21 protein-coding genes and 1 other RNA gene are annotated in these 22,707 nt (G+C 39.4%); 9 read left to right on the forward strand and 13 right to left on the reverse strand.

Annotation, left to right across the window (positions count from 1 at the left end; translation table 11 throughout):
- Nucleotides 1-75 precede the first annotated feature (75 nt).
- From ftsZ to pheA, 4 genes are all read left to right on the forward strand, one after another.
- Complete coding sequence (gene ftsZ, locus HMPREF3263_RS07700; RefSeq protein WP_005696524.1) at nt 76-1,383, forward strand: cell division protein FtsZ; 1,308 nt, start codon at nt 76-78, stop codon at nt 1,381-1,383.
- A 41-nt stretch (nt 1,384-1,424) separates the two neighbouring features.
- A complete protein-coding gene (lpxC, locus tag HMPREF3263_RS07705; protein ID WP_005697737.1) occupies nt 1,425-2,342 on the forward strand; it encodes a UDP-3-O-acyl-N-acetylglucosamine deacetylase in 918 nt (305 codons plus the stop codon).
- 120 nt (nt 2,343-2,462) lie between these two features.
- On the forward strand, nt 2,463-4,103 hold the full coding sequence (gene ushA, locus HMPREF3263_RS07710) for a bifunctional UDP-sugar hydrolase/5'-nucleotidase UshA (RefSeq protein ID WP_005697704.1): 1,641 nt from the start codon (nt 2,463-2,465) through the stop codon (nt 4,101-4,103).
- Nucleotides 4,104-4,111: 8 nt separating this feature from the next.
- Nucleotides 4,112-5,269, forward strand: a complete 1,158-nt coding sequence (gene pheA / locus HMPREF3263_RS07715) for a prephenate dehydratase (protein WP_070853148.1) — start codon at nt 4,112-4,114, stop codon at nt 5,267-5,269.
- Between the two features lie 68 nt (nt 5,270-5,337).
- Here the strand turns inward: pheA and HMPREF3263_RS07720 are convergent, their stop codons facing one another.
- A complete protein-coding gene (locus HMPREF3263_RS07720) occupies nt 5,338-5,664 on the reverse strand; it encodes a zinc ribbon domain-containing protein YjdM (protein ID WP_070853149.1) in 327 nt (108 codons plus the stop codon).
- Nucleotides 5,665-5,775: 111 nt separating this feature from the next.
- Here HMPREF3263_RS07720 and HMPREF3263_RS07725 point away from each other — a divergent pair, with 111 nt between their 5' ends.
- Nucleotides 5,776-6,336: a YtfJ family protein gene (locus HMPREF3263_RS07725; RefSeq protein WP_070853150.1), complete on the forward strand. Its 561-nt coding sequence runs from the start codon at nt 5,776-5,778 to the stop codon at nt 6,334-6,336.
- Between the two features lie 32 nt (nt 6,337-6,368).
- Here HMPREF3263_RS07725 and HMPREF3263_RS07730 read toward each other — a convergent pair whose 3' ends face one another.
- On the reverse strand, nt 6,369-6,536 hold the full coding sequence (locus HMPREF3263_RS07730; protein ID WP_005696517.1) for a zf-HC2 domain-containing protein: 168 nt from the start codon (nt 6,534-6,536) through the stop codon (nt 6,369-6,371).
- 11 nt (nt 6,537-6,547) lie between these two features.
- On the reverse strand, nt 6,548-7,096 hold the full coding sequence (locus HMPREF3263_RS07735; protein ID WP_070853151.1) for a sigma-70 family RNA polymerase sigma factor: 549 nt from the start codon (nt 7,094-7,096) through the stop codon (nt 6,548-6,550).
- 112 nt (nt 7,097-7,208) lie between these two features.
- Here HMPREF3263_RS07735 and HMPREF3263_RS07740 point away from each other — a divergent pair, with 112 nt between their 5' ends.
- Nucleotides 7,209-7,550, forward strand: a complete 342-nt coding sequence (locus HMPREF3263_RS07740) for a hypothetical protein (RefSeq protein WP_049370109.1) — start codon at nt 7,209-7,211, stop codon at nt 7,548-7,550.
- Between the two features lie 62 nt (nt 7,551-7,612).
- Here the strand turns inward: HMPREF3263_RS07740 and cysS are convergent, their stop codons facing one another.
- Nucleotides 7,613-8,992, reverse strand: coding sequence for a cysteine--tRNA ligase (gene cysS, locus HMPREF3263_RS07745; protein WP_070853152.1), 1,380 nt, complete (start codon nt 8,990-8,992; stop codon nt 7,613-7,615).
- A gap of 107 nt (nt 8,993-9,099) precedes the next feature.
- Here cysS and HMPREF3263_RS07750 point away from each other — a divergent pair, with 107 nt between their 5' ends.
- Both HMPREF3263_RS07750 and HMPREF3263_RS07755 read left to right on the forward strand, forming a co-directional pair.
- The gene (locus tag HMPREF3263_RS07750; protein ID WP_005699853.1) at nt 9,100-9,609 is read left to right on the forward strand and encodes a peptidylprolyl isomerase; all 510 of its coding nucleotides are present in this window, start codon (nt 9,100-9,102) and stop codon (nt 9,607-9,609) included.
- A gap of 57 nt (nt 9,610-9,666) precedes the next feature.
- Nucleotides 9,667-10,455: a TatD family hydrolase gene (locus HMPREF3263_RS07755; protein WP_005697749.1), complete on the forward strand. Its 789-nt coding sequence runs from the start codon at nt 9,667-9,669 to the stop codon at nt 10,453-10,455.
- Here the strand turns inward: HMPREF3263_RS07755 and nrdG are convergent.
- Entirely contained in the window at nt 10,452-10,919 is a 468-nt protein-coding gene (gene nrdG / locus HMPREF3263_RS07760; RefSeq protein ID WP_005696501.1) for an anaerobic ribonucleoside-triphosphate reductase-activating protein, read from the reverse strand. The two genes, HMPREF3263_RS07755 and nrdG, sit on opposite strands and share 4 nt — an antisense overlap.
- A gap of 127 nt (nt 10,920-11,046) precedes the next feature.
- Between nrdG and ffs the strand changes: the two genes are divergently transcribed.
- Nucleotides 11,047-11,145: signal recognition particle sRNA small type (gene ffs / locus HMPREF3263_RS07765), an RNA gene on the forward strand.
- A gap of 26 nt (nt 11,146-11,171) precedes the next feature.
- On the opposite strand, the gene cydC is transcribed toward ffs, so the two are convergent.
- From cydC to nrdD, 8 genes are all read right to left on the reverse strand, one after another.
- Nucleotides 11,172-12,902 carry a heme ABC transporter ATP-binding protein/permease CydC gene (cydC, locus tag HMPREF3263_RS07770; RefSeq protein ID WP_005697700.1) on the reverse strand — a complete coding sequence of 577 codons (1,731 nt, stop codon included), beginning with the start codon at nt 12,900-12,902 and terminating at the stop codon, nt 11,172-11,174.
- Nucleotides 12,902-14,662, reverse strand: coding sequence for a heme ABC transporter permease/ATP-binding protein CydD (gene cydD / locus HMPREF3263_RS07775; protein ID WP_070853153.1), 1,761 nt, complete (start codon nt 14,660-14,662; stop codon nt 12,902-12,904). Before cydD ends, cydC begins: the two co-directional genes overlap by 1 nt.
- A gap of 145 nt (nt 14,663-14,807) precedes the next feature.
- Nucleotides 14,808-15,761, reverse strand: coding sequence for a thioredoxin-disulfide reductase (trxB, locus tag HMPREF3263_RS07780; protein ID WP_070853154.1), 954 nt, complete (start codon nt 15,759-15,761; stop codon nt 14,808-14,810).
- A gap of 90 nt (nt 15,762-15,851) precedes the next feature.
- Nucleotides 15,852-16,709: a co-chaperone YbbN gene (locus HMPREF3263_RS07785; RefSeq protein WP_070853155.1), complete on the reverse strand. Its 858-nt coding sequence runs from the start codon at nt 16,707-16,709 to the stop codon at nt 15,852-15,854.
- 119 nt (nt 16,710-16,828) lie between these two features.
- On the reverse strand, nt 16,829-18,139 hold the full coding sequence (locus tag HMPREF3263_RS07790; RefSeq protein ID WP_070853156.1) for a nucleobase:cation symporter-2 family protein: 1,311 nt from the start codon (nt 18,137-18,139) through the stop codon (nt 16,829-16,831).
- Nucleotides 18,140-18,278: 139 nt separating this feature from the next.
- Entirely contained in the window at nt 18,279-19,676 is a 1,398-nt protein-coding gene (locus tag HMPREF3263_RS07795) for a DASS family sodium-coupled anion symporter (protein WP_070853157.1), read from the reverse strand.
- Nucleotides 19,677-19,823: 147 nt separating this feature from the next.
- Nucleotides 19,824-20,405, reverse strand: coding sequence for a uracil-DNA glycosylase family protein (locus tag HMPREF3263_RS07800; RefSeq protein WP_049371557.1), 582 nt, complete (start codon nt 20,403-20,405; stop codon nt 19,824-19,826).
- Between the two features lie 74 nt (nt 20,406-20,479).
- Nucleotides 20,480-22,606 (reverse strand): anaerobic ribonucleoside-triphosphate reductase, encoded by a 2,127-nt coding sequence (gene nrdD, locus HMPREF3263_RS07805; RefSeq protein ID WP_070853158.1) that lies wholly within the window; start codon nt 22,604-22,606, stop codon nt 20,480-20,482.
- Between the last annotated feature and the right edge of the window lie 101 nt (nt 22,607-22,707).

Genomic DNA, 22,707 nt, shown 5'->3' on the forward strand with positions numbered 1-22,707 from the left:
TTTTCATTTACAATAAGAAAGATTTAACTTTTATTAATATGCTAGCAGAGTATTAGCAGTAACGGAGAACAGCAAATGTTATACCCAGAGTATGGTGATTTTGAAGAGCAAACAGGTGCACTGATTAAGGTTGTCGGTGTCGGTGGAGGCGGCGGTAACGCAGTTAACCACATGGTTGCTAACATGGTGCAACAAGAATTCAATGGTAATTTCTTGGGCGAAAGTGCAATTGATAGCGAAGAACACGGTAAAATCGTATTTTATGCGGTGAATACCGATGCGCAAGCATTACGCAAAAGCCAAGTTCAACAAACTGTACAAATTGGTGGGGCTACAACGAAAGGTCTTGGTGCGGGTGCAAATCCAAATGTGGGTCGTAAAGCGGCTGAAGATGACCAAGAAGAAATCCGTAAAATGCTTGAAGGTGCAGATATGGTCTTTATCGCAGCCGGTATGGGCGGTGGTACAGGCACTGGTGCCGCACCAATCGTCGCTAAAGTCGCGAAAGAATTAGGTATTTTAACCGTTGCTGTTGTTACTAAGCCATTTAGCTTTGAAGGCAAAAAACGTATGCAATTTGCTGAATTAGGGATTAAAGATCTTTCACAATATGTGGATTCAATGATCATTATTCCTAACCAACAAATCCAAAAAGTTCTCCCTAAAAATGCAACGTTAATTGATGCTTTTGCTGCTGCGAATGATGTATTACGTAACTCTGTTATGGGCATCTCTGATATGATTACGTCTCCTGGTTTAATCAACGTGGACTTTGCAGACGTAAGAACTGTTATGTCTGAAATGGGCCAAGCAATGATTGGTTTCGGTTCAGCTCAAAGTGAACCAGGTGCGGGTCGTGCAGAAGAAGCAGCACGTCTTGCAATTAAAAATGATTTATTAGAGAAAGTCGATCTTTCTAACGCTAAGGGTATCCTTGTTAATATTACCTCAGGTATGGATCTCGGCTTTGACGAATTTAACGTGGTGGGTGACACAGTAGGTAGTTTTGCATCAGAAGACGCTACTATCGTTGTTGGTACCAGTTTAGTTCCTGAAATGAGCAATGAAATTCGTGTAACGATCGTTGCAACAGGTTTAGGTGATGTTGTTGCAGCTGAGCCAGTAGTGATTGCTCGTCCTCAAGCAGCAGTACAACAAGCTCCAGTTCAACAACCTGTAGCGCAAGAAACGATTCAGCCACAACCGCCAGTTGGTTTACATGGTTTAGATGCATTAAGACATAATCCACAACCAGAACCAGCACAGGAACAAAATCCACAATATGGTAACTTAAATAAACCGCTTGATCCAAGCCGTTTAGAACAGTTAAGAAATAATCCTAACTTCTTCAATCCGGCATCATTTGGTCGTGATGAGAAGTAAGATTATAAGTAATCTTGTTGTGAAGCAATAAGGTAAGAGAGATGATTAAACAAAGAACATTAAAACAAAGCATTAAAGTCACAGGTGTAGGCTTACATAGCGGTAAAAAAGTAACATTAACGTTGCGTCCGGCTATGCCGAATACTGGTGTAGTTTACTGCCGTACTGATCTTAATCCGCCGGTGACTTTCCCTGCGAATGCGGATTCAGTGCGCGATACAATGCTTTGTACTGCACTTGTGAATGAACAAGGTGTGCGTGTTTCAACCGTAGAACACTTAAACGCAGCGTTGGCTGGTTTAGGTATCGATAATATTATTATTGAAGTTGATGCACCTGAAATTCCAATCATGGACGGTAGTGCAAGCCCATTCATTTACTTGCTTTTAGATGCTGGTATTGAGGAACAAAATGCTCCGAAGAAATTTATTCGTATTAAGAAAAATGTACGAGTAGAAGATGGTGATAAATGGGCAGAATTTAAACCTTATAATGGTTTCCGTTTAGATTTTACTATTGACTTTAATCATCCAGCGATTAGTAAAAATGTACGTAATTATGTGATGGATTTCTCTGCACAAGCATTCGTACATCAAATCAGTCGTGCAAGAACCTTTGGTTTCATGAAAGATATTGAATATCTTCAATCTCAAGGTCTTGCGTTGGGTGGTAGCTTAGATAATGCTATCGTATTAGATGATTACCGAATCTTAAATGAAGACGGATTACGTTTCAGAGATGAATTAGTTCGTCACAAGATGCTTGATGCGATTGGCGATCTTTATATGTGTGGCTATAACATCATCGGTGATTTCAAAGCTTATAAATCTGGTCACGGTTTAAATAATAAGTTGCTCCGTGCAGTACTGGCTGATCAGGAAGCGTGGGAATTTGTTACCTTTGAAGATAAGAAACAAGTTCCACAAGGTTATGTTGCGCCTGTGCAGGTATTAATCTAACAATGTTTTGTTAAAAAGCTATACTTCTTCCGGGAGTATAGCTTTTTTATTTCCCATCTTGCTCTATTATTTTTGTTTTCTGCGAAGGTAAAGAGCGGTCAAAAACAGAGGTATTTTTATATGAAAAAATTATTTACCGTGCTCCCTCTTGTGCTAGCAACTTCTGCTGCAATGGCATATGAACAGGACAAAACCTATCAATTTACCATATTGCACACTAATGATACGCACGGACATTTTTGGCCGAATGCAAAAGGTGAATATGGCTTTCCTGCTCACAAAACAATTGTTAATCGCGTGAAAGCAGAAGTAGAGCAAAAAGGTGGTTCACTCATTTTATTAAATGCTGGTGATTTTAATACTGGTGTACCTGAGTCAGATATGCAAACAGCAGAACCTGATATTAAAGCAATGAACGCAATGGGTTATGAGGCAACTGTATTGGGTAACCACGAGTTTGATAATCCATTACAAATTCTTGATATGCAAGAAAAATGGGCAAACTTCCCATTCTTATCTGCGAATGTGATTAATACTAAAACAGGTAAAACTTTAGTTAAGCCTTATACCATTTTAAATAAACAAGATCTTAAAATTGCAGTGGTTGGTTTAACCACAGAAGATACTGCAAAATTAGGTAACCCAGAATATCTTCACAATGTGAAGTTTGAAGATCCAACAACAGTAGCAAAAGCCACATTAAAAGAGCTAAATGAAAAAGTTAAACCAGATGTAAAAATCGCTTTAACGCATATGGGCTATTATTATGATGCGAAACATGGTTCAAATGCGCCGGGTGATGTAAGTCTTGCACGAAATTTAGATAAAGGCGCATTTGATATGATTATTGGTGGTCACAGCCATGATCCGATTTGTGTAGATGATAAAGGCGTGTGGATTAAAGATTATCAACCCACTCAGCCATGTAAACCAGATTTCCAAAATGGTACTTGGATTATGCAAGCGTTTGAATGGGGTAAATATGTTGGTCGTGCTGACTTTGAGTTCAAAAATGGTGAATTAAAATTAGTGAATTATCAATTAATTCCAGTGAACTTGAAGAAAAAGGTGAAAAAAGAAGACGGTAAAACAGAATATGTGAACTATGCCGAAGAGATTCCACAAGATCCAGAAATGGAAAAACTTTTAAAAACTTACCAAGATAAAGGTGATGCGTTATTAAGCCAAAAAGTAGGTAAACTAAAAGGTAAGTTAGAAGGTGATCGTACCATTATCCGTTTTGAACAAACTAACCTTGGTCACTTAATTGCAGAAGCACAACGCCAAAAAGCGAAAGCTGACATTGGTATCATGAACTCAGGTGGTATTCGTGATTCTATTCAAGAAGGTGATGTAACTTATAAAGATATTTTAAAAATCCATCCATTTGGTAATATTGTCAGCTATTTTGAATTAACCGGTAAAGAATTACTGGATTATTTAAATGTAGTCGCATTGAAAGAAGTGGATTCTGGTGCTTACGCACAATACTCAGGTATCAGCATGACAGTAAATCGTGCCGAGAAGAAAGTTGAAAATGTGAAAATTCAAGGTAAACCATTGGATTTAAATAAAACTTACCGTATCTCTTTACCAAGCTATAATGCAGCAGGTGGAGATGGTTATCCGGTTATGACTAAAAATCCAACTTTCGTCAACACAGGTTTTATTGATGCGGATGTTTTAAAAGAATTTTTTGAGAAAAATTCACCTATTAATGCTGAAAAATACATCCCTCATAATGAAGTAACCTTTAAATAAGGAATGAAATGGCATTAGATTTATCAGAAATTCGTCAGCAAATTACGCAAATTGATCGCAGCTTGTTAAAGCTGCTTTCAGAGCGTCATCGCCTGGCATATGATGTAGTAAGAAGCAAAGAAGTGACGCAAAAAGCGTTGCGTGATTTAGAGCGTGAGCAACAACTCTTACAAGAGCTTGTGCAATTTGCTGAAAGTCAAAATTATCAGCTTGAACCACAGTATATTACGTCAGTATTCCAAAAAATTATTGAAGATTCTGTCTTAACACAACAAGTGTATCTGCAGAAAAAACTCAACGAGCAACGAGAAGAAACGTTACATATCGCTTTCTTAGGCAAGCGTGGTTCTTACTCTAATTTGGCTGCGCGTAATTATGCGGCTCGCTATCATCAACAATTTGCTGAAATCAGTTGCGATTCTTTTGTTCAAATTTTTGAAAAGGTTGAAAGTGGGGAAGCTGATTATGGCGTACTTCCTTTAGAAAACACCACGTCAGGTGCAATTAATGAAGTTTATGATTTGCTTCAACATACCACCTTATCTTTGGTGGGCGAGTTGGCTTATCCTATCAAGCACTGTGTTTTAGTGAATGAGCAAGATGATTTAAGCAAAATTGATACACTTTATAGCCATCCACAGGTGATCCAGCAGTGTAGTCAATTTATTCAAAGTCTTGAGCGTGTGCATATTGAGTACTGCGAAAGTAGCTCTCATGCAATGCAGCTTGTGGCAAGCTTGAATAAACCGAACATTGCGGCATTAGGTAATGAAGATGGCGGCAAGCTTTACGGCTTACATGTGTTAAAACATAATATTGCTAACCAAGAGAATAATATTACTCGTTTTATTGTGGTAGCCAAACAAGCTCGTGAAGTTTCAACGCAAATCCACACTAAAACTTTATTGTTGATGACAACATCACAACAAGCAGGTTCTTTAGTGGATGCCTTACTTGTATTTAAAAAGCATGGTATCAATATGACGAAGCTTGAATCTCGTCCTATTTATGGCAAACCTTGGGAAGAAATGTTCTATTTAGAAATTGAAGGAAATATTCATCATCCTGATACCCAGATTGCCTTGGAAGAGCTTAAGCAATTTAGTAATTATCTGAAAGTGCTTGGTTGTTATCCAAGTGAAATTGTGAAGCCTGCGAAGGTATAACGAAAATAAAAAAAGAGCGGTCGATTTGAAACAACGTTAAAATCGACCGCTCTTTTTATCAGGAATTCTTAGGCTTTTTTCAAGAACTCTGATTTCAACATGATTTTGCCACATTCGACGTTGTGATCACCGTTTACTAGACGGATGTTTTTGAATTTAGTGCCTTTCTTCAACACTTCAGATGAACCTTTTAATTTTAAATCTTTAATTACAAGCACATCATCACCATCGGCTAATAAATTACCGTTGCTGTCTTTAACAATTAGTTGATCTTCATCGGTTTCAACTGTTTCGTTACTATTCCACTCATTGCCACAATCAGGGCAAACAAAATTTACAGAATCATGATAAACATATTCGCCTTTACATTTTGGGCAAGCTGGCATTTGATCCATTTCTTTTTCCTTCTTTATCTGATTTAAGCAAAGTATAATGCGCACGGAGTATAACAAAAAAGTGACTATTCGCCAAAAAATGGGCAATTTCACGGAATTTATGAGGTATTTATGAAAAAAATTATGCTTTTGAGTGCAGTGATGGGAAGTTTAATTTCAGTCAATGTATTCGCACACAATATTCAACCTAATCAGCTTTTAGCGAACGTAACGGTTTCGGATAAAGGTGAAATCACTTTAAATGGAAATGATGTGTCTTATAAATCATGGAGCTCAACGGCATTGCCAGGCAAAGTTCGAGTGATTCAACATATTGCGGGCAGAAGTGCAGCGAAAGAGAAAAATCAAGCTATGATCGAAGCCATCAAAGCGGCTCATTTTAACCAAGCTAAATATCAAACCACGACCATTATTAATGCTGATGATGCTGTTGTGGGGACGGGCATGTTTGTAAAAAGTAGTGCAGAAAAAGGTAAAAAAGAAAATGCCCATAGCCAAGTTATTTTAGATGATAAAAGTGCGGTTAAAAATGCGTGGGGATTACGTGAAAAAGATAGCGTGATTATTTTGCTTGATAAAACCGGCAAGGTGCAATTTGTGAAAGAAGGTAAATTGACGGATGATGAAGTCAAAGAAGTGATTTCACGTGCAACAGCGTTAATGGCGAAGTAATAGAGTAATAAGCGGAAGTTCTCTTCCGCTTTTTATCCTTTGAAATCCTTCATTAATTTTCTCAATGTGCCACAATTTCGTTGAAATTTACGGCAATGTGTACAAATGGCAAGATGCAAATTGAGCCCAATTTTTTCTTTAGTCATTAATGGGCGTTCTTGCGCATCTGAAATAAGGCGAGTCGCTTGGCGACATTTCATAAAGTCACTCCTTAAAGTTTATGAGATAAGCAGTTTTGAAGTTGTAAGCGGGCACGATAGAGTGTCGTGTGCAAGTTACTTATGGTTAGTTGATTTTCTTGGCAAATTTCTTCGGAAGATAATTCTAAAAACTCTCTCATCATAAAAATCTTGGCTTGTTTGGCTGGTAGGCAAGTTAAACAAGTTTCAAAAATCAGCCAAAACTCTTCGGAATAGACCGCACTTTCGCTCTGTTCAAGATCAAGCGGGGAATGTTCAGCTTTCCAGTGTCCACCTTCATCAAAGAAATGATTGGTTTGTTCTTCATCTTCCATTTCGGTTTCTAGCACTAATTTGCCTTTCTGGCGAAGAAAATCAATGATTTTATTTTTTAAGATAGCAAAGACCCAGGTCTTAAATGCCGCTTGTCGTTTAAATTGCTCAAGATGGTTAAATGCACTTAAAAAACTCTCTTGCACCAAATCTTCAGCTAATACAGAATCGCCCACCTGTAATGTGGCAAATTTCAGCATTTGCTCTCTAATTTGAGCCAAGTCTTTATTGGAAATTCCAGTTTTCATATTTTTTCCTTGAAAAAAGTGTAAGAAATAGATTTCTCATTCGTCTAATGATAATGAAAGGGGAAACCTTTCCATCCAATGCTAATTATTCACAAATTAAGGAAGATTCAAAATGAAAAATATTACTTCAAAAACAACCTTTACTGCTATTGCTGCACTTTTCTTCGCAACCAGTCTTTATGCGACCGATATGAAATCTAATGAAATGTCGATGGCAAAAGATTCCATGCCGATGACAAAAGATTCCATGCCGATGACAAAAGACGCTATGCCAATGCAAAATGACAAAATGGCATCTGATGGGATGATGAAATCTCATGATATGAAATCTCACGACATGAAAATGGATAATATGAAATCAGAAGGAATGAAATCTGATGATATGAAAACAAAAGAAATGAAAGCAAAAGAAATGAAGAAAAAAGCAAAAACAATGGAAAAACCGAAAATGTAATGCTTTCTTCTTAAAAGAAAAACTGCGGTCAATTTGACCGCAGTTTTTGTATCAAAGTGAGATTATTGTTTACGCCACGTCGTGCCGTTGGCGCCATCTTCTAACACGATACCCATTGCCGTAAGTTCATTACGTGCCGCATCTGCTGCAGTCCAATCTTTAGCGGCACGGGCTTCGTTTCGTTGTTTGATAAGCGCTTCAATTTTTGCGACTTCATCATCGTCAGAGCCCGCTTGTAAGAATTTTTCTGGATCTTGTTGAAGTAAACCTAAGATACCCGCTAATTCACGTAAACGAGCAGCAAGACCATTGGCTTTTTCTGCCTCTTCAGTTTTCAATTTATTGATTTCACGCGCCATTTCAAATAAGACAGAAAGAGCGTTTGGCGTATTGAAATCATCGTCCATGGCTTCACGGAAGGCTTCCACAAAATTTTCACCGCCAAAAGCAACCGCACTTTGATCGGTGCCACGTAAAGCGGTGTACAAACGTTCTAATGCACCTTGTGCTAAATTCAAGTTTTCTTCACTATAATTGAGTTGGCTGCGATAGTGTGCCGTTAGTAAGAAATAACGCACCGCTTCTGCATTGTAGTGGTTTAATACATCACGAATGGTAAAGAAGTTGCCGAGGGATTTCGACATTTTTTCTTTATCTACCATGATCATGCCGGAATGGATCCAATAATTCACATATTGGCCACCATGAGCACAGCAAGATTGGGCGATTTCATTTTCGTGGTGTGGGAACATTAAATCAGAACCGCCACCATGAATATCAAAATGCTCACCAAGTTGTTTACAGTTCATTGCCGAACATTCAATGTGCCAACCTGGACGACCTGCACCCCATGGGGACGGCCAGCTTGGTTCGTTTTCTTTTGACATTTTCCAAAGCACGAAATCCATTGGATTTTTCTTGATTTCATTAATTTCAATACGTGCACCCGCTTGTAATTGGTCAAGATCTTGGCGTGATAATTTACCGTATTCCTTAAAGCTTTCCACATCAAACATCACATCGCCATTATCGGCGACATAAGCATGACCACGCGCAATCAGTTTTTCCACAATCTCAATAATTTCAGGAATATGATGTGTCGCACGAGGCTCGAAATCAGGGCGTAATACGTTTAATGCATCAAAATCTTTATACATTTCTTGCACCATACGATCTACAAGTTGATCGCAGGTTTCTTTATTTTCTAATGCACGTTTAATGATTTTATCATCCACATCCGTGATATTACGCACATAAGTTAAATCGTAGCCTAAAGAGCGTAAATAGCGAGCGATCACATCAAAACACACAAAGGTACGGCCGTGGCCAATATGGCATAAATCGTAAACGGTCACGCCGCACACATACATACCCACTTTTCCTTCATGGATAGGTTTGAACACTTCTTTTTCACGAGTGAGAGTATTAAAGATCTTTAACATATTTTTTCTCTTCTGATTGGAATTCGACTGCACTTTTTCTGCTCCTTGTGGCACTTTCTTGCCATTTGTGGAATAATGAATGCCTTAATTTTCAAGAGGAAAACAACATGGTTACATTACACACAAATTTTGGCGATATTAAAATTAAACTTGATTTTGATAAAGCGCCAATCACCGCAGAAAACTTCTTAAATTATTGTAAAAACGGTTTCTATAATAACACAATTTTCCATCGTGTTATTGATGGATTTATGATTCAAGGCGGTGGTATGGAAAGCGGAATGCGTGAAAAAGCAACAAACGCACCGATCCAAAATGAAGCTAACAATCGTTTAAGCAATAAACGTGGCACAATCGCTATGGCGCGTACCTCTGATCCACATTCTGCAACGGCACAATTCTTCATTAACGTGGCAGATAATGACTTCTTAAACTACCGTTCAAAAGAGATGTTTGGCCGCGAAGTGGTACAAGAATGGGGTTATGCCGTATTCGGTGAAGTGGTAGAAGGCATGGATGTGGTTGATAAAATCAAGAAAGTAAAAACCGGTAATAAAGGTTTCCACCAAGACGTTCCAACAGAAGATGTTGTGATTACATCCGTTTCTGTCGAATAATTAATTCGGTGTGTGGATGCGTAATCTACACACCTTTTTCTTAAGTGAAATAACGCGATGCCTTTCTTCGATACTCATACCCACCTTGATTATCTTCATCATGACACTGGTGAGTCATTAGCTCAGCTCGTGGATAACGCTGAGCAAGCTGATGTGCAGAAAATCTTGATTGTGGCGGTAAAAGAGTCGGATTTTAAAACAATCCAAAATATGACCGCACTTTTTCCTGAGCATCTTTATTGTGGGCTTGGGTTGCATCCTCTTTATATCAAAGAGCATCAAGAGCATGATTTAGAGATATTGGATGCGGCATTATCTGTTCGTAATCAAAATTGTACAGCCGTAGCAGAAATTGGCTTAGAATGTGCGATTCCCGATTTATTAACCGATGAATTATGGCAAAAGCAACAACATTTTTTTGAAAGCCAACTTTATCTAGCGAAGAAATACAATCTGTCGGTCAATTTACATAGCCGAAAATCCCATGAGCAATTATTCCGTTTTTTAAAACAAGCCAATTTACCAAAATGTGGTGTCGTGCATGGTTTTTCTGGAAGTTATGATCAAGCTAAACGATTTGTGGACTTAGGGTATAAAATTGGCGTAGGCGGTACCATTACTTATGAACGTGCAAATAAAACCCGCCAAGCGATTGCGAAGTTGCCATTAGAGGCGTTGGTGTTAGAAACAGATACACCAGATATGCCAGTGTTTGGCTTTCAAGGGCAACCTAATCGACCGGAGCGAATTGTTCACACCTTTGAGGCGTTATGTCATTTAAGAAGTGAAAATGCTGAAGTAATTAAAGAAACGGCTTGGCAGAATAGCTTAACCTTATTCGGTTAAACCTTAAAACGGTAAATCACTTGATTGGCTGAACCGCGCCAAACCAAGCTTGGGTCAGCCTGTTCTTGTATAAATTTCCCATCAATAAGCACGTCAATATAAGGCAACATTTGACGTTGATAATCATCAAGTTCATCCAGTTTATATCCCGTCCACACCCAAATATCCTTATCAGGACATTCTTTTTTGACACGCTGTACAAAAGGAAGTAAGGCTTCAACATTACGAGGATGCATCGGATCTCCACCAGAAAGTGTGAGCCCTTGACGTTTAATGCGCGTATCTTTTAAATCATTGATGATCTGTTGTTCCATCGCTTCATCAAATAATACGCCATTATCAAAAGACCAACTCTTTTGGTTGTAGCAACCACGGCAACCATGCGTACAACCGCTAACGAAAAGGGTACAACGGGTGCCTTCGCCATTTACAACATCGGTAGGGTAGTATTGGAGATAGTTCATGGTTTTACCTTAAAAGTGCGGTTGATTTTCTCGTCGAATTTACTGAATTGATAAATTAACCTTTGCAATACAGGGCCAATTCTTGCATAATAGCCCACCTAATCGCATTGCGATATCAATGGAAATCTTCTCGGTCTCTCGCAACGGTGTCCGATTTACTCGGTCAGGTTCGGAAGAAAGCAGCCAAAGTCGGAATTTCTGTGTGCCGAGAATAAGCTGGGAAGATTTCCACCCAACTTATCCTTTCTTATTTTACACACGCTCCACTAGTTGTTTGAAGAACCCTTTTTCTAATTGCAGTAATTCTGCATAAGTGCCTTTTTCAATTAGCTTCGCTTCATCAATCACACAAAGTTCATCAAATTGCTCAATCGCTGTTAAACGGTGAGTCACCATAATTAAGGTTTTATTTGCAGCATGGGCAAGAATTAAACGCAGAATTTGGCGCTCAGTTTCACGATCTAAACCTTCAGTTGGCTCATCTAATAATAAAATTGGTGCATCATTAAGCAAAATACGAGCCAAACCTAAACGTCGTTGTTCTCCACCAGATAGTGGACGGCCGCCATCACCTAACCAAATATCTAAGCCTTGTTCTTGTTCCAATAATTTGCCTAAACCAACCTGATTTAACACCTCGATCATTTTTTCATCTGAAATATTGACCGCGCTTGCGAATTGCAGATTTTGACGAAGCGTATCGCTAAATACATGAACACGTTGTGTTAAAAAGCAGAATTGGCTGCATAATGTGTCTTCTGCATAATCAGCAATTGGCTTGCCAGCAAGGAATAATTCTCCTTGATTGGCATCATAATTACGCACTAAAAGCTGTAATAGCGTGGATTTCCCGCTACCTGTTTTACCTAAAATCGCGATTTTTTTGCCTTTTTGAATGGTTAAATTCAGGTTTTCTAAAGCACGATTTTGACGTTCAGGATAAGTAAAGGAAAGATCTTTTGCTTCAATTAATATAGTAGCGTTTTGATCGAATTCCGCTTTGCCATTAAAGGTCACTAATGGTCGTTGTTCAATAATGTCAGTTACGCGTTCAGCTGACGCAATTACTTGCCCGATATGTAAGAATGCTGAGCCTAATGGCATTAAGATTTCAAACGATGCAAGGGCGGCAAAAGTGAAGAGCGCAATAAATGCCATGCGATATTCATCGTTGCCAAATTCTGCTTGTGAGCTAAACCACAACATTGCGGCGATAATCAAACCATTTAAAAAGAGTGAAAGTGCGGTTGAAAATCCACTTAAATTTGCCTCTTTTTGTTGATCTGCTTGCCAATTGGTTTCAGTTTTAGCCATGTTATCTTTCAATTTATCTTCGGCATTAAAGAGCAATAATTCCGCTTGAGCTTGAATAAATTCTAAGAATTGCGTGCGATAAAGTGCGCGTGAATGCACGAGTTTATCACCAAATTTTTTACCCAGTTGGTAGAAAACGGTTGGAATAACGAATACCAATAAAAGCAGGCTAATGCCTAAACCTAAGGCTAAAGGAGCATTGATGAAACTTAGGCCAATACACATAGCTAGAATCACAAAAATAGCCGTAATAAATGGCGCAATTAAGCGAAGATAAAGGCTATCGAGGGTATCTACATCAGACACTAAGCGATTTAATAAATCGCTGTTACGGTAGCGATTTAACACTGCAGGATTTAATGGAATAATCTTCTCAAAAACTTGTACGCGTAATTTAGCCAAAATGCGGAAAGTTGCATCGTGAGTCACCAACTTTTCGAAATAGCGGAAAAGAGTACGGCTAATGGCAAGCCCACGCACAGAAGCAGATGGATAGAAGAAATTAAACAACGTGCCAAGACCCGCAATAGCCGTTGCAGCTAAAAACCAACCAGAGGTGGTTAGTAAGCCAATACTGGAGGCTAGACCCGTGATCATTAAAACCAAGCCTAAAAATAAAGGCAACTTGGCGAATTTAAATAAACGTAAAAAGGGAAGTAAAGCACGCATTATTGAATATCCTCTTTTCGTTGAGTCAATAATTCGGCAAAGAAGCCTTGATCTTTTAATTGGTTGAAATGCCCTTGTTGAACAATTTCACCTTCTTGCATCACAAAAATATTGTCACATTGTTTTAGATCTTCAATACGGTGTGTGATCATTAAGGTCGTTTGGTTATGGCTCATTTCTGCAAGGGCAGCAAGTACCAGATTTTCAGACTGAGCATCAAGGCTAGCCGTTGGCTCATCGAGTAATAATAAATTGCCTTTGCGTAGTAAAGCGCGAGCGATCGCTAAGCGTTGAGCTTGGCCTACAGATACACCAATGCCACCATCTTTAATTTCGCTATCCAAACCTAATTTATCGGTAAACTCTTTCGCTTGAGCAGAAATCAAGGCTTGCTCAATTTGCTCATCAGTTGCTTGAATATCGCCTAAAAGTAGATTTTCTTTGATGCTGCCTTGTAGCAGTAATGGATTTTGACCTACCCACGCAATTTGTTTGCGCCAGTCTCTTAAACGGCTTTGATTCAGTTCCACACCGTTAATTTTTAAGCTACCTTCATAAGGCAAGAAACCCAGTAATACATTGATTAAAGAGGTTTTTCCTGCACCACTTTGACCGACAAGGGCAATATGGCTTTCTTTCGGAATATGGAATGAAAGCGGCTTAGTTAATGGTTGACCTTGTGGAGAAAGTGCCACTAAATTTTCAGCCTGAATTTCGACCGCACTTTGTGCTGGAATTTGTTCATTGCTTTGATGTGCAATTAAATAATCTGACTCTAAGAAATCGACAATGGCATCAGCAGCGCCAATACCGGCTGCACGATCGTGGTAGTAAGTCCCAAGATCACGCAATGGTTGATAAAACTCTGGTGCCAGAATTAAGCAGAAAAAGCCGGTAAATAAGGTCAGCGTGGTGCCATAAGTACCAAATTCGACTTGACCTAAATAGCTAAAACCAAAATACACCGCCATTAAAGCAATGGAAATAGAGGTGAAAAACTCTAACACAGCAGAAGAGAGAAACGCCATTTTAAGTACTGTCATGGTCGTTTCACGGAAGTCTTCCGTTGTGTTTTCAATATGTTGAGTTTGTTCTGAAGTGCGGTTGAAAAGACGCAAGGTTTCTAAACCACGTAAGCGATCCAAGAATTGAGCACTTAAGCGAGAAAGGGTAGCCATATTTTTTTGGCTACTATCTGCTGCCACAATCCCTACCAGAATCATAAAAATTGGCACAAGCGGTGCAGTGACCATCAAAATCAGTCCAGCCGCCCAGTTGAGCGGGAATACAGCAATTAAAATCACCATTGGTACAATGGCAGACAAACTTTGTTGTGGTAAGAAACGCGCATAGAAGTTATGCAGATTTTCCACTTGTTCAAGCATGATACTTGCCCAGCTTCCGGCTGGTTTATTATTGATGGTTGCGGGACCAACTTGATGGATTTTATCTAAAATCTTTTGACGCATATGATTGCGTAGTAATCGACCTGCTTTAAAACCAATTTTTTCGCGTAGCCATAAAATGACCGCACGTAAAGCAAAAGTCATGATTAATACAATAAAATAGGGAACCAGTTCAGCGCGATCGACATGTTGCATAATGAGCTTGTCGAGTAATGTCGCAAGAAAATAGGTTTGAGCCACAAGAATTAAGGAAGAAAGTGTGGCAAGGGCAATATTGGTGCGCATTAATTTTTTAACAGGTTGTTGCTGCGCACGAAGCCATTTTTGTAAATATTTTTGGCGAAGTTTGTCCATAGATTTGTAGAGTTAGTATTTAAAAAGTTCTCCCTCTCTATTGAGAGGGAGTTTGAAGGGCGAGTTCATTGATACAGAATTGATTCTTTAAAATCTCCCCTGCTCCCACTTTGATAAAGAGGGGAAAATAAACAAGGAAATTTATTTATTCTTGTGCATCTAAATAACGTTCAGCATCTAATGCCGCCATACAGCCTGTACCTGCTGAAGTAATGGCTTGGCGATAGTTGTGATCCATCACATCACCCGCAGCAAATACACCTTCCACAGACGTTGCTGTTGCATTGCCTTCAAGACCAGATTTAACGACGATATAACCGTTGTTAAGTTCAAGCTGACCGTGGAAAATTTCAGTATTTGGCGCATGGCCGATGGCAATAAATAAACCATCTAATTTCACGTCTTCTTTTTCGCCGGTTTTCACGTTTTCTAAACGAACACCAGTTACACCCATATTATCGCCTAACACTTCATTCAAAGTGCGGTCAGTATGAAGCACGATTTTGCCTTCTTCGACTTTTTTGTATAAGCGATCGATTAAGATTTTTTCCGCACGGAAACTATCGCGACGGTGGATTAAGTGCACTTCAGAAGCAATATTAGCTAAATAAAGCGCTTCTTCAACTGCGGTATTTCCGCCACCGACAACGGCAACTGGTTTATTACGGTAGAAGAAACCATCACAGGTTGCGCAAGCTGAAACGCCACGGCCTTTATAAGCGGTTTCAGATTCTAATCCGATATAACGTGCTGATGCGCCTGTTGCGATGATTAATGCATCACATGTGAAGGTTTGCATATCGCCATAAAGTTTGAACGGGCGAGAAGATAAATCGACTTTGTTGATATGATCAAACACGATTTCCGTTTCAAATTTTTCAGCGTGCTGCAACATACGTTGCATTAAACCTGGACCAGTGGTCATTTCAAAATCACCTGGCCAGTTTTCAATTTCGTCCGTGGTAGTAAGTTGGCCACCTTGTTGAAGACCGGTCACTAAAACAGGTTTTAAGTTTGCACGTGCGGCATAAATAGCGGCAGTATAACCTGCAGGGCCTGAACCTAAAATTAATAATTTGCTGTGTTTAACGTCTGACATAAAGAATCCTTTGTTATATAAAATAAAGCATGAGGCTTTTGGAATTCGTTCATTATAAAGCCTTCATGCATAAAAAAATAGTTGATCGTATTAGTAAAGCAATGAATACAGCAATCGGCGATATTTATTGGTGATAGGATCTGCATTGCCAATGGCTGATAAAATAGATAAAAACTGTTGTTTTACTTCACCATTTTCCGCAGAAAGATCTTGTTTAAGAATGCTAAATAATAAATCCAATGCTTCTTCGTTTCGATTGGCTTGATGTAGCTGAACTGCCAATTTCAACGCAATTTCAGGCGCTGGATTTTTCGCATAATCCGCTTGTAATTGCTGAATTTCTGGCGTATCAGCCGCTTTAATTAAAAGTTCGATCTGTGCCTGTAAGCCATGCCAACGACTGTCACGATCCTGAATAGGGATTTGCGCTAAAATATCTGCCGCAGGTTCCGTTTTCTTCATGGCAATATAGGTTTCCGCATAAAGTAACGCCACATCGCTGTTTTTCTTATCTGAAAGCTCCCAGGCTTCTTTCAGTAATGGAAGGGCAGAGTCGTAATCTTCCACTTGTAAAAAATCCAAGGCTTTTTGGAATTTTAAATCTTCTTCTTTTGGCAAAATCGCACTCAAACGTTGCAATAAGCTGGCTTCATCTAATGCACCCGGGAACGCATCTATTGCTTGAGCTTCTTTGAAAAGATAGGTCGTTGGTAACGCTTGAATACGAAATTGTGCAGCAATCATTTGCTCTGTTTCACAATTCACTAAGCCGAGGATAAATTGTCCTTGGTATTGTTTTGCAACACGTTGTAGAACTTTTGTAAAATCTGCCGATTCTTTATGGCTTGGCGCATAAAAGTTAATGACAAGCGGGGTTTCCACCGAACGTTGCAACGTTTCGGTAAGATTTTGTTCGTTGAGTTCAACGAAGAAAGGTAAATCTGCCATTTTTATTCCTTCATAAATGGAAAATGATGCCTGATTTTAACAAAGTGCGGTCAGTTTTAGAAATGTTTTACAGGAAAAGAAAAGGGCAGTGTTAATCTGCCCTTATTCGCTATCTATTTTTATTCTTTTGTTTCTTCCACTTTATCTTCAGGAAGCACGAGGTTGAGAATTAAGGCAAGTAATGAGCCTACGGTAATGCCTGAACCGAGCACTTCTTTGAAAAAGTGCGGTAATTTATCAAGCAATTCTGGACGAGTTGTCACCGCTAAGCCACAGCCAATGGAAATCGCGATAATTAAACCATTACGTTTGCTACGTGCGACTTTATCCAACATTTGGATACCCGCAGCGATAATCATCGCAAACATCATTAAGCCTGCACCGCCTAATACGGGTAATGGAATTGAAACAATTAGTGCACCGAATACAGGGAATAAACCAGCTAGTGCTAGAAGCACACCGGTTAGTGCAACCACGTGACGGCTTGCTACGCCAGTTAGAGAAATGACACCAATGTTTTGTGAGAATGAAGAGAATGGCGTGGTGGACATAATGGCAGCTAAGGCTGATCCTAAACCATCGGCTAAAACGCCACCGCGTAAATGTTTGCCAGTGATTTCGGTTTTGGTAGCATTACCTAATGCTAAGAAGTTACCACTTGATTCAACGATTGTGACTAAGTACGCAATGGACATGCCAATAATGCCTGAAATTGGGAAAGCTAAGCCAAAGTGTAGTGGTTGTGGAATCGCAAAAGTTTGCGCTTGTTTTACTCCTTCAAAGCTCACCCAGCCCATCGCCAAACAAACAAGATAACCTGTCATCATGCCAATAACGATCGCGGCTGCAGAGAAAATGCCTTTACCCCATTGCACGAGAGCAACAACGATGACTAATACAAAGCTCGCCATCATTAAATTTTCTGGCGTCGCATAATTTGCATCACCACGTTGACCACCAGCAAACCAGTCAACAGCAACTGGAATGAGGCTTAAGCCGATCATCATGACAACAGTCCCTGTTACAAGTGGTGGGAACAATTTGCGAATATAGGGCATGAAGAAACTGCCGATAATCATCACTAAGGAACCAATGAGAGAAGAACCTAAAATACCGGCGATGCCATATTCGCTAAAACCAATGGAAAGTGCAGCAGCAACAAAAGTAAAACTGGTTCCCATCACACTTGGCAAACGAATACCAACAGGACCCAGGCCTTTACATTGGATAACGGTCACTACACCAGAAATTAGCAGTGCAGCATTCACTAGCGTAATGGTATCTTCAGTAGGTAATTTTAAGACGTTACCAATGACCAATGGTACGGCAATAATTCCCCCAAGTGCGGCAAGTAAATGTTGTGCCGCAAGGAGTAAACTTAATCCGAAAGGTGGTTTGTCTTCCACGGTATAAAGTAGATTGTTATTCATTAGGTTCCCTTAAGTAGAAAAAAATTGTGCGAATTATACGTTAATTTTTATTCGCCGCAAACGTTTGCGTAAAGAAAATAAAAAAAGTGTGGTTAATAAAAATTACGTTATTTTTAACCGCACTTGTTTGATTTAAAGACTACATCCAGAACAGATAAGCAATGGTTGCAATAATGACCATACAGGTTAAATCAATAAATTTACCCACGCGGATCATTTCTGATTGTTTAACAAAACCTGTTGAGTACACAATCGCATTTGGCGGGGTACCGACCGGCATCATAAAGGCACAAGATGCACCTAAACCGATAATCATCGCAAAACCAAGCGGTGGTATATTCAGGGCTTGTGCGATAGAAATAAAGATTGGGACGAGTAAGGCAGCGCTTGCTGTGTTTGATGTAAATTCAGTCAAGCAGACAATAAAGGCGGCAACAATTAATGCCATCACATAGTAGTGGCCGCCTTCAATGATGAAGACAATACCATCTGCCATGATTTTGCTTGCGCCAGATTGAGTCAATACTGAGCTTAAGGTTAAACCGCCACCAAAAAGGAACAGTACACCCCATTCTGTATTTTCTTGTACTTCTTTCCAACTTGCGATCCCGGTTACACAAATGACAATCGCAGCGGAGAGTGCAACCATACTGTCAAAACTGCCAATTGGTTTTGGTAAACCCAATGATTGAGAAATAATTGGGTTGAGGTACCCACCAAAAATCCAAAGAATCGCTACGGTGATAAAAATAATCAACGTTAAAACACGTTGTTTGGTCATGTGAATTTTTTCAAATTCAGCAGCAAAATGAAGGCCTAATTTGGGTTTAAATACAAGATATAACCAACCAATAATAAGCGGGAATAAAATTAACATCACTGGCGTGCCATACATTAACCAGTCAGCAAAACCTAAATGAAGTTGAGAGGCGGCTATGGCATTAGGTGGGCTTCCTACGAGTGTTCCCATTCCTCCAATGGTGGCACTATAGGCAATCCCTAATAACACGAATACATAAGTATTATGATCTTTATTACGGTCTAACTGACTTAAAATGGTCATTGAAAGCGGGATCATCATCGCCGCAGTAGCGGTATTACTCATCCACATGGATAAAAATGCCGTTGCTAAGAAGAGGTAAAGCACCGCAACAAAGAGACGACCTTTCGCTAATTGCATGATTTTATTCGAAATCATTTTGTCAATTTTTTGCACATTTAATGCAGTAGCAAGGGCAAAACCACCAAAGAATAAGAAAATGGTCGGATCCGCAAAGGCAACGAGAGCTTCACGACTATTAGCTAACCCTAATAAGACAGATAAAATGGGTACGAACAATGCAGTGATTGTTACACTGACGGCTTCGGTAAGCCATAAAATGGCTACAAATGCGAGTAAAGATAATCCTTTATTTGCCGCAGGTTCAAAAGGAAGTGTATTCAGTAAAATAAAAAAAAGTGCAACATCAAAGAGGAATATAACAGTCTGTTTATTCCAGGCTTTTCGTTGAGAATTGGTGACGGGTATTGATTGCATATTTTTCCTTATATTTTTTATGGCCGCCGATTGTAGCATAAGAGTAATTAATCAGAAAATAATGCATACTAAAAATTGATTAGTATCAAAGCAAAGTGCGGCTAAAATCAGATATTTTTGACCGCACTTTGTGCATGAGATATTTGTTTAACGAGATAAAATCGCTTTCACTTGCTTTTGTAATGTTGGCACAATCTCCTGTTCAAACCACGGATTTTTCTTGAGCCAAATTTGGTTGCGTGGAGAAGGGTGAACAAGCGGAAGAAAGTGAGGAAGAAAATCACGGAAATGGTGAACCGTTTCAGTCACATTAAGCTCGTTTTCTGGTAAATAATATTTTTGTGCATATTGCCCGATAAGAATGGTGAGCACTATGTTGGGCAAGTTAGCTAAAATTGGTGCATGCCATTTCTCTGCAAAGCCTTTTCGTGGCGGTAAATCACCCGATTTTCCTTTGCCTGGGTAATAAAAATCCATTGGAATAACTGCAAACATACCCGAGTGATAAAAGGTATCACGATCCACATCCAGCCATTCACGTAGTCGATCACCGCTTTTATCATTCCAGTATAAACGACTTTCTTGGGCTTTAACTCCAGGTGCTTGTCCGACAATATTAATACGAGCGGTAGTTGGCGCGGCAAAAAGCGGTTCGATACTCTTTGCGGTAAAGGATTGATTATCGGGATCTTGCATGATGGATTGGGTAATCTGAGCAAGTGTTGGCATGGTATTTCCTTCTTTATTGAAATAAAAATAGCTCACTTTTGATGAGCTATTTTATCATAATCAATGTCGTGACATTATAGGTGTTTTACTCGACGTTTTACTTCTTCCTGCTTGCCCGCATTGAATGGACGAGCATCAGGGCTGCCGAGATAACCACAAACCCGTCGGGTTACAGACACTTTTGCACTGTCATGGTTGCCACATTTCGGACAAACAAAGCCTTTACTTGTGCAATTAAATTCTCCTGTGAAACCACATTCGTAACATTCATCTATTGGCGTATTAGTGCCATAATAAGGCACGCGATCATAGCTATAATCCCACACATCTTCGAGTGCTTTCAGGTTATGTTGAATGTTAGGATATTCGCCATAACAGATAAAGCCGCCACTCGCTAATTCAGGATAAGGCATTTCAAAGTCTAATTTATCGTATGGATTCACTTTTTTCTCTACATCTAAGTGATAGCTGTTAGTGTAGTAGCCTTTATCGGTAACGCCTTCAATGACACCAAATTGTTTGGTATCTAAACGGCAGAAGCGATCGCACAAGTTTTCACTTGGTGTGGAATAAAGGCTAAATGCATAACCCGTTTCTTTCTGCCATTGTTTGACCGCTTCGCTTAAACGAAGCACAATTGCGATGCCTTTTTCGCGTAGTTGTTCATCGTCAAAAATATGCCCTTGTTTATACAGTGCATTGATGGTTTCGTGAATGCCAATATAGCCTAAAGAAATTGATGCTCGGCCATTTTTGAAAATATCCGCGACCTTATCATCAGCGTTTAATCGAACGCCACACGCACCTTCCATATAGAGAATTGGCGCGACACGAGCTTTGGTATTTTCTAAGCGAGCAATACGGGTAAGCAAGGCTTTCTTCGCAAGGGCTAAGCGTTCATCTAAAGTGCGGTAGAATTTTTCTTCATCTCCTTGTGCTTCAAGAGCAATACGAGGCAAATTCAAACTCACCACGCCTAAATTATTGCGCCCATCATGCACTTCATGACCGTTTTCTTCATAGGCTCCCAAGAAGCTACGACAACCCATTGGAGCTTTGAATGAGCCAGTGACTTTAACCACTTGATCATAGTTTAAAATATCCGGATACATGCGTTTTGATGCACATTCTAGTGCCAGTTTTTTAATGTCATAGTTTGGATCTTGTTCGTTTTGGTTCACGCCTTTTTTAATGGTAAAGACCAGTTTAGGGAAGACTGGCGTTTTGTGATTTTTACCCAAGCCACGAATACGATTTTTCAAAATCGACTGTTGAATTAAACGTTCTTGCCAACTTGTACCTAAACCAAAACCAAAGGTAACAAACGGCGTTTGACCATTGGACGTATGGAGCGTGTTAACTTCATATTCAAGGGATTGAAACGCATCAAAACATTCTTTTTCAATTAGCGCTTTTGCATAACCTTCCGCATCCGGAATTTGCCATTGTGCAGCGTTTTTCAAATGTTTTTCAAAACTGAGTTGAACATAAGGTGCAAGGACTTCATCAATGCGATTAATGGTTGTACCGCCATAAATATGGCTGGCTACTTGAGCAATAATTTGTGCGGTAACTGCTGTTGCTGTGCCGATAGATTTAGGCGGTTCAATTTCGGCATTACCCATTTTAAAGCCATGCGAAAGCATGCCTTTTAGATCAACCAGCATGCAGTTGAACATCGGGAAAAATGGCGCGTAGTCTAAGTCGTGATAATGGATTTCGCCTTTTTCATGGGCTTCAACAACATCTCTTGGCAGAATGTGACGTTTGGCATAATGTTTGGCCACAATACCTGCCAGTAAATCACGCTGGGTAGGGATCACTTTCGCATCTTTATTCGCATTTTCATTAAGCAATTCCACGTTGCTTTGTTCAATCAGCCCTTCAATTTCTTTGGTTAATTGGCTGCGTTTTTCACGAGCAAGATCACGATCGTGACGATATTCAATATAGGCACGTGCAATTTGGGGATACTTGCTTGTCATTAAGTGATCTTCAACGATTTTTTGAATCTGGTTGATATCAATTTCATGCTGATAGTGACTAAAAATCTCGGTATTAATTCGCTGGCTCAGATCATGGATATACATTTCATCAACAATATTGACCGCACTTGCCGCTTTTCTGATTGCATTAGTAATACGTTGTAGGTCAAACCCAATTCGTGAACCATCACGCTTAATCACGAAGAAAGCATTCATTTTATGACTCCTATATAGGCTAACTTAAAAAAAACGAAATCACTATATATAGTTTTATTAAATAGATCAACACACAATATGTAGTGTTATTTGCTTTTTTT

Origin of the sequence: Haemophilus sp. HMSC61B11 (assembly GCF_001838615.1) — a bacterium.
GTDB lineage: Bacteria > Pseudomonadota > Gammaproteobacteria > Enterobacterales > Pasteurellaceae > Haemophilus_D > Haemophilus_D parainfluenzae_AD.

Excerpts from the sequence above, each read along its gene's own strand:
- ftsZ (WP_005696524.1), top strand. The coding sequence starts at position 76 with ATGTTATACCCAGAGTATGGTGATTTTGAAGAGCAAACAGGTGCACTG.
- lpxC (WP_005697737.1), top strand. The coding sequence starts at position 1,425 with ATGATTAAACAAAGAACATTAAAACAAAGCATTAAAGTCACAGGTGTA.
- ushA (WP_005697704.1), top strand. The coding sequence starts at position 2,463 with ATGAAAAAATTATTTACCGTGCTCCCTCTTGTGCTAGCAACTTCTGCT.
- pheA (WP_070853148.1), top strand. The coding sequence starts at position 4,112 with ATGGCATTAGATTTATCAGAAATTCGTCAGCAAATTACGCAAATTGAT.
- HMPREF3263_RS07720 (WP_070853149.1), bottom strand. The coding sequence starts at position 5,664 with ATGGATCAAATGCCAGCTTGCCCAAAATGTAAAGGCGAATATGTTTAT.
- HMPREF3263_RS07725 (WP_070853150.1), top strand. The coding sequence starts at position 5,776 with ATGAAAAAAATTATGCTTTTGAGTGCAGTGATGGGAAGTTTAATTTCA.
- HMPREF3263_RS07730 (WP_005696517.1), bottom strand. The coding sequence starts at position 6,536 with ATGAAATGTCGCCAAGCGACTCGCCTTATTTCAGATGCGCAAGAACGC.
- HMPREF3263_RS07735 (WP_070853151.1), bottom strand. The coding sequence starts at position 7,096 with ATGAAAACTGGAATTTCCAATAAAGACTTGGCTCAAATTAGAGAGCAA.
- HMPREF3263_RS07740 (WP_049370109.1), top strand. The coding sequence starts at position 7,209 with ATGAAAAATATTACTTCAAAAACAACCTTTACTGCTATTGCTGCACTT.
- cysS (WP_070853152.1), bottom strand. The coding sequence starts at position 8,992 with ATGTTAAAGATCTTTAATACTCTCACTCGTGAAAAAGAAGTGTTCAAA.
- HMPREF3263_RS07750 (WP_005699853.1), top strand. The coding sequence starts at position 9,100 with ATGGTTACATTACACACAAATTTTGGCGATATTAAAATTAAACTTGAT.
- HMPREF3263_RS07755 (WP_005697749.1), top strand. The coding sequence starts at position 9,667 with ATGCCTTTCTTCGATACTCATACCCACCTTGATTATCTTCATCATGAC.
- nrdG (WP_005696501.1), bottom strand. The coding sequence starts at position 10,919 with ATGAACTATCTCCAATACTACCCTACCGATGTTGTAAATGGCGAAGGC.
- cydC (WP_005697700.1), bottom strand. The coding sequence starts at position 12,902 with ATGCGTGCTTTACTTCCCTTTTTACGTTTATTTAAATTCGCCAAGTTG.
- cydD (WP_070853153.1), bottom strand. The coding sequence starts at position 14,662 with ATGGACAAACTTCGCCAAAAATATTTACAAAAATGGCTTCGTGCGCAG.
- trxB (WP_070853154.1), bottom strand. The coding sequence starts at position 15,761 with ATGTCAGACGTTAAACACAGCAAATTATTAATTTTAGGTTCAGGCCCT.
- HMPREF3263_RS07785 (WP_070853155.1), bottom strand. The coding sequence starts at position 16,709 with ATGGCAGATTTACCTTTCTTCGTTGAACTCAACGAACAAAATCTTACC.
- HMPREF3263_RS07790 (WP_070853156.1), bottom strand. The coding sequence starts at position 18,139 with ATGAATAACAATCTACTTTATACCGTGGAAGACAAACCACCTTTCGGA.
- HMPREF3263_RS07795 (WP_070853157.1), bottom strand. The coding sequence starts at position 19,676 with ATGCAATCAATACCCGTCACCAATTCTCAACGAAAAGCCTGGAATAAA.
- HMPREF3263_RS07800 (WP_049371557.1), bottom strand. The coding sequence starts at position 20,405 with ATGCCAACACTTGCTCAGATTACCCAATCCATCATGCAAGATCCCGAT.
- nrdD (WP_070853158.1), bottom strand. The coding sequence starts at position 22,606 with ATGAATGCTTTCTTCGTGATTAAGCGTGATGGTTCACGAATTGGGTTT.